Source organism: Klebsiella sp. C239, assembly GCF_048822715.1.
GTDB classification, from domain to species: Bacteria; Pseudomonadota; Gammaproteobacteria; order Enterobacterales; family Enterobacteriaceae; genus Klebsiella; species Klebsiella quasipneumoniae.
The window spans coordinates 1-11395 of record NZ_JBMEZK010000025.1 but is presented as its reverse complement, the minus strand read 5'-3'; the positions used below and the strand labels follow the sequence as shown (position 1 = coordinate 11395).

Sequence of the window (11395 nt, the reverse complement as noted above, 5' to 3'; positions counted from 1 at the left end):
CACGCGACAGCTGCTCGCGCAGGCTGGGTGCCAAGCTCTCGGGTAACATCAAGGCCCGATCCTTGGAGCCCTTGCCCTCCCGCACGATGATCGTGCCGTGATCGAAATCCAGATCCTTGACCCGCAGTTGCAAACCCTCACTGATCCGCATGCCCGTTCCATACAGAAGCTGGGCGAACAAACGATGCTCGCCTTCCAGAAAACCGAGGATGCGAACCACTTCATCCGGGGTCAGCACCACCGGCAAGCGCCGCGACGGCCGAGGTCTTCCGATCTCCTGAAGCCAGGGCAGATCCGTGCACAGCACCTTGCCGTAGAAGAACAGCAAGGCCGCCAATGCCTGACGATGCGTGGAGACCGAAACCTTGCGCTCGTTCGCCAGCCAGGACAGAAATGCCTCGACTTCGCTGCTGCCCAAGGTTGCCGGGTGACGCACACCGTGGAAACGGATGAAGGCACGAACCCAGTGGACATAAGCCTGTTCGGTTCGTAAGCTGTAATGCAAGTAGCGTATGCGCTCACGCAACTGGTCCAGAACCTTGACCGAACGCAGCGGTGGTAACGGCGCAGTGGCGGTTTTCATGGCTTGTTATGACTGTTTTTTTGTACAGTCTATGCCTCGGGCATCCAAGCAGCAAGCGCGTTACGCCGTGGGTCGATGTTTGATGTTATGGAGCAGCAACGATGTTACGCAGCAGGGCAGTCGCCCTAAAACAAAGTTAGATGCACTAAGCACATAATTGCTCACAGCCAAACTATCAGGTCAAGTCTGCTTTTATTATTTTTAAGCGTGCATAATAAGCCCTACACAAATTGGGAGTTAGACATCATGAGCAACGCAAAAACAAAGTTAGGCATCACAAAGTACAGCATCGTGACCAACAGCAACGATTCCGTCACACTGCGCCTCATGACTGAGCATGACCTTGCGATGCTCTATGAGTGGCTAAATCGATCTCATATCGTCGAGTGGTGGGGCGGAGAAGAAGCACGCCCGACACTTGCTGACGTACAGGAACAGTACTTGCCAAGCGTTTTAGCGCAAGAGTCCGTCACTCCATACATTGCAATGCTGAATGGAGAGCCGATTGGGTATGCCCAGTCGTACGTTGCTCTTGGAAGCGGGGACGGACGGTGGGAAGAAGAAACCGATCCAGGAGTACGCGGAATAGACCAGTTACTGGCGAATGCATCACAACTGGGCAAAGGCTTGGGAACCAAGCTGGTTCGAGCTCTGGTTGAGTTGCTGTTCAATGATCCCGAGGTCACCAAGATCCAAACGGACCCGTCGCCGAGCAACTTGCGAGCGATCCGATGCTACGAGAAAGCGGGGTTTGAGAGGCAAGGTACCGTAACCACCCCATATGGTCCAGCCGTGTACATGGTTCAAACACGCCAGGCATTCGAGCGAACACGCAGTGATGCCTAACCCTTCCATCGAGGGGGACGTCCAAGGGCTGGCGCCCTTGGCCGCCCCTCATGTCAAACGTTATGCAGCCAAATCCCAACAATTAAGGGTCTTAAAATGGTAAAAGATTGGATTCCCATCTCTCATGATAATTACAAGCAGGTGCAAGGACCGTTCTATCATGGAACCAAAGCCAATTTGGCGATTGGTGACTTGCTAACCACAGGGTTCATCTCTCATTTCGAGGACGGTCGTATTCTTAAGCACATCTACTTTTCAGCCTTGATGGAGCCAGCAGTTTGGGGAGCTGAACTTGCTATGTCACTGTCTGGCCTCGAGGGTCGCGGCTACATATACATAGTTGAGCCAACAGGACCGTTCGAAGACGATCCGAATCTTACGAACAAAAGATTTCCCGGTAATCCAACACAGTCCTATAGAACCTGCGAACCCTTGAGAATTGTTGGCGTTGTTGAAGACTGGGAGGGGCATCCTGTTGAATTAATAAGGGGAATGTTGGATTCGTTGGAGGACTTAAAGCGCCGTGGTTTACACGTCATTGAAGACTAGTCCTTTGCATAACAAAGCCATCAAACCGGACGCCAGAGATTCCGCGCCTGTTGCGCATGGCTTCGCCATTTTATGCGCAATAGGCGCGCCACCCTGTCGCCGTTTATGGCGGCGTTAACCCAAAGGAGTATCGTGAAAATATCACTAATGGCTGCAAAAGCAAGAAATGGGGTTATTGGCTGCGGCTCGGATATCCCGTGGAACGCTAAAGGTGAGCAGCTGCTTTTTAAAGCAATAACTTACAATCAATGGCTCTTAGTCGGCCGTAAAACATTTGAGGCAATGGGGGCTCTCCCAAATAGAAAGTATGCAGTTGTCAGCCGCTCAGGATCGGTAGCTACTAACGATGATGTGGTTGTGTTTCCATCTATAGAAGCAGCAATGAGGGAGCTAAAGACTCTTACGAACCATGTTGTTGTTTCTGGTGGTGGAGAGATCTACAAGAGTCTGATCGCCCATGCCGACACGCTACATATCTCGACAATAGATTCCGAGCCAGAGGGCAATGTTTTCTTTCCGGAAATCCCCAAAGAGTTCAATGTGGTGTTCGAGCAGGAATTTCATTCAAATATAAATTATCGCTATCAAATCTGGCAAAGGGGTTAACCATCCAAGCCATCGGACACATTTTGCTTCGCTGCGCTCAAAACGCAAAATGTGCCGCTGCTTAGCGGCGTTAGATGCACTAAGCACATAATTGCTCACAGCCAAACTATCAGGTCAAGTCTGCTTTTATTATTTTTAAGCGTGCATAATAAGCCCTACACAAATTGGGAGTTAGACATCATGAGCAACGCAGTGCCCGCCGAGATTTCGGTACAGCTATCACAGGCACTCAACGTCATCGAGCATCATCTGGGATCGACGTTGCTGGCCGTGCATTTGTACGGCTCTGCACTCGACGGTGGCCTGAAGCCATGCAGTGATATTGATTTGCTGGTTACTGTGACTGCACAGCTCGATGAGACTGTGCGGCAGGCTCTGTTCGTAGATTTCCTGGAAGTTTCCGCTTCTCCCGGCCAAAGTGAAGCTCTCCGTGCCTTGGAAGTTACCATCGTCGTGTACGGCGATGTTGTTCCTTGGCGTTATCCAGCCAGACGGGAACTGCAATTCGGGGAGTGGCAGCGCAAGGACATTCTTGCGGGCATCTTCGAGCCCGCGACAACCGATGTTGATCTGGCTATTCTGCTAACTAAAGCAAGGCAACACAGCCTTGCCTTGGCAGGTTCGGCCGCGGAAGATTTCTTCAACTCAGTCCCGGAAAGCGATCTATTCAAAGCACTGGCCGACACCTTGAAACTATGGAACTCACAACCGGATTGGGCAGGCGACGAGCGGAATGTAGTGCTTACTTTGTCTCGCATTTGGTACAGCGCAGCAACCGGCAAGATCGCGCCGAAGGATGTAGCTGCCAACTGGGTAATGGAACGCCTGCCCGTCCAACATCAGCCCGTGCTGCTTGAAGCCCAGCAGGCTTACCTTGGACAAGGGATGGATTGCTTGGCCTCACGCGCTGATCAGTTGACTGCGTTCATTTACTTTGTGAAGCACGAAGCCGCCAGTCTGCTCGGCTCCACGCCAATGATGTCTAACAGTTCATTCAAGCCGACGCCGCTTCGCGGCGCAGCTTAATTCAGGCGTTAGATGCACTAAGCACATAATTGCTCACAGCCAAACTATCAGGTCAAGTCTGCTTTTATTATTTTTAAGCGTGCATAATAAGCCCTACACAAATTGGGAGATATATCATGAAAGGCTGGCTTTTTCTTGTTATCGCAATAGTTGGCGAAGTAATCGCAACATCCGCATTAAAATCTAGCGAGGGCTTTACTAAGCTTGCCCCTTCCGCCGTTGTCATAATCGGTTATGGCATCGCATTTTATTTTCTTTCTCTGGTTCTGAAATCCATCCCTGTCGGTGTTGCTTATGCAGTCTGGTCGGGACTCGGCGTCGTCATAATTACAGCCATTGCCTGGTTGCTTCATGGGCAAAAGCTTGATGCGTGGGGCTTTGTAGGTATGGGGCTCATAATTGCTGCCTTTTTGCTCGCCCGATCCCCATCGTGGAAGTCGCTGCGGAGGCCGACGCCATGGTGACGGTGTTCGGCATTCTGAATCTCACCGAGGACTCCTTCTTCGATGAGAGCCGGCGGCTAGACCCCGCCGGCGCTGTCACCGCGGCGATCGAAATGCTGCGAGTCGGATCAGACGTCGTGGATGTCGGACCGGCCGCCAGCCATCCGGACGCGAGGCCTGTATCGCCGGCCGATGAGATCAGACGTATTGCGCCGCTCTTAGACGCCCTGTCCGATCAGATGCACCGTGTTTCAATCGACAGCTTCCAACCGGAAACCCAGCGCTATGCGCTCAAGCGCGGCGTGGGCTACCTGAACGATATCCAAGGATTTCCTGACCCTGCGCTCTATCCCGATATTGCTGAGGCGGACTGCAGGCTGGTGGTTATGCACTCAGCGCAGCGGGATGGCATCGCCACCCGCACCGGTCACCTTCGACCCGAAGACGCGCTCGACGAGATTGTGCGGTTCTTCGAGGCGCGGGTTTCCGCCTTGCGACGGAGCGGGGTCGCTGCCGACCGGCTCATCCTCGATCCGGGGATGGGATTTTTCTTGAGCCCCGCACCGGAAACATCGCTGCACGTGCTGTCGAACCTTCAAAAGCTGAAGTCGGCGTTGGGGCTTCCGCTATTGGTCTCGGTGTCGCGGAAATCCTTCTTGGGCGCCACCGTTGGCCTTCCTGTAAAGGATCTGGGTCCAGCGAGCCTTGCGGCGGAACTTCACGCGATCGGCAATGGCGCTGACTACGTCCGCACCCACGCGCCTGGAGATCTGCGAAGCGCAATCACCTTCTCGGAAACCCTCGCGAAATTTCGCAGTCGCGACGCCAGAGACCGAGGGTTAGATCATGCCTAGCATTCACCTTCCGGCCGCCCGCTAAATATCTCCTTTTGGGTTGTTAATAAAACATCCAATAAGTTGACTGTGCGTGAAAAAGAAAGTTTTGTGTGATGGCGTTGAAGATCGCACCGTTAAGCTCTTATGTGGGATGGTGCAGAGCTCGACGACTACCGATAAAACGCAACCGCCGCAAACAGACAAGAAAAAGCCCCAACTGATAACAGTTGGGGCTTCAGTATTGTGATTGGTGGAGCAATAGCACCCTGAACCCAAAACCTTCTCGCTCAACCGGTAGTGGCTGATAACAACTCGTGAGGGCTATTGCGGGTTAAGCATTTAGCGATGTCTAGGGCCAGACTGGACGTCTGAACGCAAGCCGCTGATACTGTACATAACCACAGTATCAGCGGAGGATACCCATGTCGCTGGCAAGGAACGCCACGGCGAGTCAATCGCCCACTCAAACAAACGGTTACGAACGCCACCAACCCGACCAGACGCTGCTCTACCAGCTGGTTGAGCAGCACTACCCAGCCTTCAAAGCCTCACTCGAAGCCCAAGGTCAACACCTGCCTCGCTACATCCAACAAGAATTCAACGACCTCCTCCAATGTGGCCGTCTGGAGTATGGTTTCATGCGGGTTCGCTGCGAGGATTGTCATCACGAGCGTCTGGTCGCCTTCAGCTGTAAACGACGCGGCTTTTGCCCTAGCTGCGGTGCCCGCCGGATGGCCGAGAGTGCGGCGCTGCTGATAGACGAAGTCTTCCCCAAGGAGCCCATTCGCCAGTGGGTGCTCAGCTTTCCTTTCCAGCTACGCTTTTTGCTGGCTCGCCATCCCCAGCTGATGGGCCAGGTCTTGAGTATCGTCTATCGTACACTCTCAACTCATCTGATCAAAAAAGCCGGTTACACCAAAGCCTCTGCACAAACTGGCTCAGTGACTCTTATCCAACGCTTTGGCTCCGCGCTAAATCTCAATGTCCACTACCACATGCTGTTTCTCGATGGTGTCTATGCCGAAGATGACTATGGCAAGCAACGCTTCCATCGTGTCAAGGCACCCACTTACGATGAGCTGAATACGCTCGCTCACACCCTCAGCCATCGCATCGCTCGCTGCATGGAAAAGCGTGGGATTTTGGAGCGTGATGCCGAGAATACGTGGTTGACACTGGAAGAGGGCGAAGACGATACGCTGACTCAATTACATGGTGCTTCGGTTACGTATCGCATTGCCGTCGGCCCCCAGCAAGGGCGCAAAGTCTTCACCCTGCAAACCTTGCCAGGGCGTGAGGATAAAGCCGACTCAAGCAGTCGAGTAGCCAACCATGCTGGTTTCTCGCTACACGCCGGTGTGATGGCCGAAGCGCATCAGCGGGATAAGCTTGAGCGCTTGTGTCGCTACATTAGTCGGCCAGCGGTTTCAGAAAAACGTCTGGCATTAACCGCCAATGGGCAGGTGCGTTACGAGCTCAAAACTCCGTACCGCAATGGCACCACCCATGTGATCTTCGAGCCGCTGGACTTCATCGCCAAACTCGCTGCGTTGGTACCTAAGCCGCGAGTCAACCTCACACGCTTCCACGGCGTCTTTGCACCGAACAGCAAACACCGAGTTCAAGTAACACCCGCCAAGCGGGGCAAGAAGCCCGACAAATCGGAAGGTCTCGATACTAACTGGCGTGACAAGAGTCCTGCAGAGCGCCACCGCGCCATGACCTGGATGCAACGCCTCAAGCGAGTCTTCAATATTGATATTGAAGTCTGCGAACACTGCGGCGGTCACGTCAAAGTGATTGCCAGCATCGAAGATCCGAAGGTCATTGAGCAGATTCTCAAGCATCTGAAACAGAAAACAGCCAAGGCGAATGCCGCCAAGCAGCGTGAGCTGCCACCAGAACGAGCGCCGCCACTGACTCCCAGCCTGTTCGATCCATCACAGAGTCGTCTCTTTGACTGACGACCCCAAATCCAACACTGCTCAACACTGCCAACTTTTAAACGGGGCGGTGGGGCAGTTTGTATCTCTCGAGCTATCAGGCTAGAGATTTTACCGCCAAATCGAACCTTATTAGAGCGGTTTAGGCTGGACCGGCAGTTAAAATTGGGGCTTGAGCGGTAAACGAGTGAGGGAATTTCAGGTAAGATACTTCGGATGAGGAGCAAAAAGGTGGTTTATACTTCCTATACCCCAGATTGAGATGTTAAGTGTGGTTGCTATTTATTAACACTGCGAACTGGATAAGTCTCAAATAATATTTTTTAAATTAAATCTAACGTTGGTGGGGATATAAGCGCAACGGTAGAGGAAAGTAGGGAGGGTAATATTCCGAGAAAATTAAGTGTAGCTGGATAATATAGGTCATACCATTCATTTTGGTCTACGATTATTAGTCTTTGTGATAAATAATGAGAGGTAATTGAATGGCTGGCTTAAACAAGGAAAAAAAGACCATCAATAAAACCAATTCTGCGCGTTTTCCGGCGCCGCCTTTTCAACAGCAGCAGCAGCCCTTTCCCGGGCTGGCGGGGAAAATGCAACCGCGCCCCGATCATGGAGAAGACAGCTATCAGGGAAGCGGTCGCCTGAATGGGCGCAAGGTATTAATTACCGGTGGGGATTCAGGGATTGGTCGTGCTGTTGCTATTGCCTATGCTCGTGAAGGCGCTGATGTTGCGATTAACTATTTACCTGAAGAAGAAGACGATGCGCGTGAAGTGGTCGATCTGATAAAAAAAGCAGGCAGAAATGTTTTGGCCATCCCCGGCGATATCCGTGATGAGGCTTTTTGCGGTCATCTGGTAACACAGGCGGTAAAAGGACTGGGAGGGTTGGATATCCTCGTCAATAATGCGGGTCGTCAGCAATTTTGTGAGTCAATTGAGGAACTCACCACAGAAGACTTCGACGCAACATTCAAAACCAATGTTTACGCTATGTTTTGGATCACCAAAGCGGCCATACCCCATCTTTCACCAGACAGCGTGATAATTAATACCTCCTCCGTACAGGCTTATGAGCCAAGTGAAATCTTGCTTGATTATGCTCAGACTAAAGCAGCTATCGTGGCATTTACTAAATCGCTGGCGAAACAGCTGGCCCCGAAAGGGATCCGTGTCAATGCCGTCGCGCCGGGTCCATACTGGACTGTACTGCAGTGCTGTGGTGGTCAACCGCAGGAAAAGGTGGAGAAATTTGGGGCAAATGCGCCGCTGGGACGCCCTGGTCAACCGGTGGAAATCGCGCCGCTTTATGTCACCCTGGCCGCTCGGGAGAACAGCTATACGTCTGGTCAGGTCTGGTGTTCTGATGGGGGGACCGGAACCCTCTAACGTTTACGCTCTGTGCGTCGAAAGTGACTTTTAAGGCAAGGGCGGACACTATTGTATAAGGGCGGGAGCGGTACTTACCGCTCCGTGAATGCTAACCAATCACCGCGATGCCAAGCCGCTCCATGAGCAACGACGCCTGGTAGTTGTCCAGCTTAACGCCTTGTAAATCAACGCCCCGAATATCTAAGTCACCCAACTCCGAATTGGTCAGATCGCAATGTGTGAAGTTCGCTGCTCGCCAGTCGAAAGTCGAAAACTCGCCGCCGGAGAGATCTGAACCACTGAACGTCGCGCCCAGTACCTGGGCACCCATCCAACGGTTTTCCCACAGCTCACACTTTTCCAACACGACTTTCGAAAAATTGGCGTAGCTTAGATTGGTATTCGTGATATATGCGCTACAAAACCAGGTGCGCGTGGTGATCATATTCATAAAGCTTGCGCCGCGGAAATCTGCGCCTTGTGCGCGGCAGTGGCGAATTTCAATGCCCAGCGCACTGGCATTGCGAAAATCCGCCATGGATAAATCACAGCTTTTAAAAATGGCATCTTTCAGCATCGCACGACTAAAATTGCACCCTTTCTGGCTTTCACGATCATAGAACTGACAGCCGATAAATTCAGTGCCGCTCAGGTCGGCACCTGAAAAATCACAGTTAAAAAATGTACTATTTTCAATTTTCTCACCGGTGAAACGGTTTCTGTCAATTTTTTCGCCAACGAGTGCCAGAGCCATATTTGTACCTGTTTTTTTATACAGTAATGGCGTCATGGTAAACCCTGATGGGGTTATGCGTCAAATCCGCCAATATGACATCTGCAAATGTGCGTTAAATCTGGTGTTTTTTCAGCAAAGCGCGAAGCTGATGGTAAGTCAGCCCCAGTAATTCAGCGGCTTTTTTCTGGTTAAATTTTGCCTGCTGTAAGCCGTGCATAATAAGCCCTACACAAATTGGGAGATATATCATGAAAGGCTGGCTTTTTCTTGTTATCGCAATAGTTGGCGAAGTAATCGCAACATCCGCATTAAAATCTAGCGAGGGCTTTACTAAGCTTGCCCCTTCCGCCGTTGTCATAATCGGTTATGGCATCGCATTTTATTTTCTTTCTCTGGTTCTGAAATCCATCCCTGTCGGTGTTGCTTATGCAGTCTGGTCGGGACTCGGCGTCGTCATAATTACAGCCATTGCCTGGTTGCTTCATGGGCAAAAGCTTGATGCGTGGGGCTTTGTAGGTATGGGGCTCATAATTGCTGCCTTTTTGCTCGCCCGATCCCCATCGTGGAAGTCGCTGCGGAGGCCGACGCCATGGTGACGGTGTTCGGCATTCTGAATCTCACCGAGGACTCCTTCTTCGATGAGAGCCGGCGGCTAGACCCCGCCGGCGCTGTCACCGCGGCGATCGAAATGCTGCGAGTCGGATCAGACGTCGTGGATGTCGGACCGGCCGCCAGCCATCCGGACGCGAGGCCTGTATCGCCGGCCGATGAGATCAGACGTATTGCGCCGCTCTTAGACGCCCTGTCCGATCAGATGCACCGTGTTTCAATCGACAGCTTCCAACCGGAAACCCAGCGCTATGCGCTCAAGCGCGGCGTGGGCTACCTGAACGATATCCAAGGATTTCCTGACCCTGCGCTCTATCCCGATATTGCTGAGGCGGACTGCAGGCTGGTGGTTATGCACTCAGCGCAGCGGGATGGCATCGCCACCCGCACCGGTCACCTTCGACCCGAAGACGCGCTCGACGAGATTGTGCGGTTCTTCGAGGCGCGGGTTTCCGCCTTGCGACGGAGCGGGGTCGCTGCCGACCGGCTCATCCTCGATCCGGGGATGGGATTTTTCTTGAGCCCCGCACCGGAAACATCGCTGCACGTGCTGTCGAACCTTCAAAAGCTGAAGTCGGCGTTGGGGCTTCCGCTATTGGTCTCGGTGTCGCGGAAATCCTTCTTGGGCGCCACCGTTGGCCTTCCTGTAAAGGATCTGGGTCCAGCGAGCCTTGCGGCGGAACTTCACGCGATCGGCAATGGCGCTGACTACGTCCGCACCCACGCGCCTGGAGATCTGCGAAGCGCAATCACCTTCTCGGAAACCCTCGCGAAATTTCGCAGTCGCGACGCCAGAGACCGAGGGTTAGATCATGCCTAGCATTCACCTTCCGGCCGCCCGCTAGCGGACCCTGGTCAGGTTCCGCGAAGGTGGGCGCAGACATGCTGGGCTCGTCAGGATCAAACTGCACTATGAGGCGGCGGTTCATACCGCGCCAGGGGAGCGAATGGACAGCGAGGAGCCTCCGAACGTTCGGGTCGCCTGCTCGGGTGATATCGACGAGGTTGTGCGGCTGATGCACGACGCTGCGGCGTGGATGTCCGCCAAGGGAACGCCCGCCTGGGACGTCGCGCGGATCGACCGGACATTCGCGGAGACCTTCGTCCTGAGATCCGAGCTCCTAGTCGCGAGTTGCAGCGACGGCATCGTCGGCTGTTGCACCTTGTCGGCCGAGGATCCCGAGTTCTGGCCCGACGCCCTCAAGGGGGAGGCCGCATATCTGCACAAGCTCGCGGTGCGACGGACACATGCGGGCCGGGGTGTCAGCTCCGCGCTGATCGAGGCTTGCCGCCATGCCGCGCGAACGCAGGGGTGCGCCAAGCTGCGGCTCGACTGCCACCCGAACCTGCGTGGCCTATACGAGCGGCTCGGATTCACCCACGTCGACACTTTCAATCCCGGCTGGGATCCAACCTTCATCGCAGAACGCCTAGAACTCGAAATCTAACGTCCGTTCGGGCATCGAGGTCCATGTCGGGGTGGGACGGGCCCGTGGCTTCAAGATCACTTGCAGTCCGACCGCGATGTCTTGGTTGCGCGAGAGGTTGTCGATATCCTCCACTTCCATCATCAACCCTGGATAATGCCGCCGCCGTCATCGCCGCCGACGCCCGTGCCGGGCTTTTCGGGCCTGTCAGGCTTGCTCGGCCTTCAGCCTGCCTGGGCGAGATCTCCGGCGGACGGATTAACGGCGGAGCTTCGCCGCCTTTCGTGCGTGTGAAGGCCGAAGATAGTTCTCTCAAAAACATCCGTTTATGAGAGATACCAAATGTCATTTTCAGAAGACGACTGCACCAGTTGATTGGGCGTAATGGCTGTTGTGCAGCCAGCTCCTGACAGTT

The 11395-nt window shown here is 53.6% G+C and carries 12 protein-coding genes and 3 pseudogenes; 12 read left to right on the top strand and 3 right to left on the bottom strand.

The genetic code is table 11. The annotated features are described in order from the left end of the window. Positions 1-583 (bottom strand): annotated as a pseudogene (gene intI1, locus ACOI6Z_RS27045) (class 1 integron integrase IntI1); the annotation flags it as partial. 291 nt (positions 584-874) lie between these two features. Between intI1 and ACOI6Z_RS27040 the strand changes: the two are divergent. The 8 genes from ACOI6Z_RS27040 (at position 875) to ACOI6Z_RS27005 (ending at position 8226) form a co-directional block, all read left to right on the top strand. Beyond that, the gene (locus ACOI6Z_RS27040; protein ID WP_063840321.1) at positions 875-1429 is read left to right on the top strand and encodes a fluoroquinolone-acetylating aminoglycoside 6'-N-acetyltransferase AAC(6')-Ib-cr5; all 555 of its coding nucleotides are present in this window, start codon (positions 875-877) and stop codon (positions 1427-1429) included. A 96-nt stretch (positions 1430-1525) separates the two neighbouring features. Next, positions 1526-1978, top strand: a complete 453-nt coding sequence (locus ACOI6Z_RS27035) for an NAD(+)--rifampin ADP-ribosyltransferase Arr-3 (RefSeq protein WP_001749986.1) — start codon at positions 1526-1528, stop codon at positions 1976-1978. A gap of 132 nt (positions 1979-2110) precedes the next feature. Next, positions 2111-2584 (top strand): trimethoprim-resistant dihydrofolate reductase DfrA27, encoded by a 474-nt coding sequence (dfrA27, locus tag ACOI6Z_RS27030; RefSeq protein WP_001749985.1) that lies wholly within the window; start codon positions 2111-2113, stop codon positions 2582-2584. Positions 2585-2764: 180 nt separating this feature from the next. Further along, positions 2765-3610, top strand: coding sequence for an ANT(3'')-Ia family aminoglycoside nucleotidyltransferase AadA16 (locus ACOI6Z_RS27025; RefSeq protein ID WP_001749984.1), 846 nt, complete (start codon positions 2765-2767; stop codon positions 3608-3610). A 116-nt stretch (positions 3611-3726) separates the two neighbouring features. Beyond that, positions 3727-4074: a quaternary ammonium compound efflux SMR transporter QacE delta 1 gene (locus tag ACOI6Z_RS27020; protein ID WP_000679427.1), complete on the top strand. Its 348-nt coding sequence runs from the start codon at positions 3727-3729 to the stop codon at positions 4072-4074. Beyond that, positions 4068-4907, top strand: a complete 840-nt coding sequence (gene sul1 / locus ACOI6Z_RS27015; protein WP_000259031.1) for a sulfonamide-resistant dihydropteroate synthase Sul1 — start codon at positions 4068-4070, stop codon at positions 4905-4907. Before ACOI6Z_RS27020 ends, sul1 (ACOI6Z_RS27015) begins: the two co-directional genes overlap by 7 nt. A 404-nt stretch (positions 4908-5311) precedes the next feature. Continuing rightward, positions 5312-6853 (top strand): IS91-like element ISCR1 family transposase, encoded by a 1542-nt coding sequence (locus ACOI6Z_RS27010; protein WP_000050481.1) that lies wholly within the window; start codon positions 5312-5314, stop codon positions 6851-6853. 464 nt (positions 6854-7317) lie between these two features. Beyond that, complete coding sequence (locus tag ACOI6Z_RS27005) at positions 7318-8226, top strand: SDR family oxidoreductase (protein ID WP_001749993.1); 909 nt, start codon at positions 7318-7320, stop codon at positions 8224-8226. A gap of 91 nt (positions 8227-8317) precedes the next feature. Here the strand turns inward: ACOI6Z_RS27005 and ACOI6Z_RS27000 are convergent, their stop codons facing one another. Both ACOI6Z_RS27000 and ACOI6Z_RS26995 read right to left on the bottom strand, forming a co-directional pair. Then, on the bottom strand, positions 8318-8962 hold the full coding sequence (locus tag ACOI6Z_RS27000) for a quinolone resistance pentapeptide repeat protein QnrB6 (protein ID WP_001749994.1): 645 nt from the start codon (positions 8960-8962) through the stop codon (positions 8318-8320). A gap of 94 nt (positions 8963-9056) precedes the next feature. Then, a pseudogene (locus ACOI6Z_RS26995) lies at positions 9057-9167 on the bottom strand (helix-turn-helix domain-containing protein); the annotation flags it as partial. A 25-nt stretch (positions 9168-9192) separates the two neighbouring features. On the opposite strand from ACOI6Z_RS26995, the gene ACOI6Z_RS26990 reads away from it, so the two are divergent. The 4 genes and pseudogenes from ACOI6Z_RS26990 to ACOI6Z_RS26975 form a co-directional block, all read left to right on the top strand. Next, the gene (locus ACOI6Z_RS26990) at positions 9193-9540 is read left to right on the top strand and encodes a quaternary ammonium compound efflux SMR transporter QacE delta 1 (protein WP_000679427.1); all 348 of its coding nucleotides are present in this window, start codon (positions 9193-9195) and stop codon (positions 9538-9540) included. Further along, complete coding sequence (sul1, locus tag ACOI6Z_RS26985) at positions 9534-10373, top strand: sulfonamide-resistant dihydropteroate synthase Sul1 (protein ID WP_000259031.1); 840 nt, start codon at positions 9534-9536, stop codon at positions 10371-10373. Before ACOI6Z_RS26990 ends, sul1 (ACOI6Z_RS26985) begins: the two co-directional genes overlap by 7 nt. 127 nt (positions 10374-10500) lie before the next feature. Continuing rightward, entirely contained in the window at positions 10501-11001 is a 501-nt protein-coding gene (locus tag ACOI6Z_RS26980; RefSeq protein WP_000376623.1) for a GNAT family N-acetyltransferase, read from the top strand. A 320-nt stretch (positions 11002-11321) separates the two neighbouring features. Next, positions 11322-11390 (top strand): annotated as a pseudogene (locus tag ACOI6Z_RS26975) (EAL domain-containing protein); the annotation flags it as partial. Positions 11391-11395 lie beyond the last annotated feature (5 nt).

Bases quoted from the DNA above. Each gene is read 5' to 3' on its own strand.
- ACOI6Z_RS27020 (WP_000679427.1), top strand. From the start codon at position 3,727: ATGAAAGGCTGGCTTTTTCTTGTTATCGCAATAGTTGGCGAAGTAATC.
- ACOI6Z_RS26980 (WP_000376623.1), top strand. From the start codon at position 10,501: ATGGACAGCGAGGAGCCTCCGAACGTTCGGGTCGCCTGCTCGGGTGAT.
- ACOI6Z_RS27000 (WP_001749994.1), bottom strand. From the start codon at position 8,962: ATGGCTCTGGCACTCGTTGGCGAAAAAATTGACAGAAACCGTTTCACC.
- ACOI6Z_RS27010 (WP_000050481.1), top strand. From the start codon at position 5,312: ATGTCGCTGGCAAGGAACGCCACGGCGAGTCAATCGCCCACTCAAACA.
- sul1 (WP_000259031.1), top strand. From the start codon at position 9,534: ATGGTGACGGTGTTCGGCATTCTGAATCTCACCGAGGACTCCTTCTTC.
- ACOI6Z_RS27005 (WP_001749993.1), top strand. From the start codon at position 7,318: ATGGCTGGCTTAAACAAGGAAAAAAAGACCATCAATAAAACCAATTCT.
- ACOI6Z_RS26990 (WP_000679427.1), top strand. From the start codon at position 9,193: ATGAAAGGCTGGCTTTTTCTTGTTATCGCAATAGTTGGCGAAGTAATC.
- sul1 (WP_000259031.1), top strand. From the start codon at position 4,068: ATGGTGACGGTGTTCGGCATTCTGAATCTCACCGAGGACTCCTTCTTC.
- ACOI6Z_RS27035 (WP_001749986.1), top strand. From the start codon at position 1,526: ATGGTAAAAGATTGGATTCCCATCTCTCATGATAATTACAAGCAGGTG.
- ACOI6Z_RS27025 (WP_001749984.1), top strand. From the start codon at position 2,765: ATGAGCAACGCAGTGCCCGCCGAGATTTCGGTACAGCTATCACAGGCA.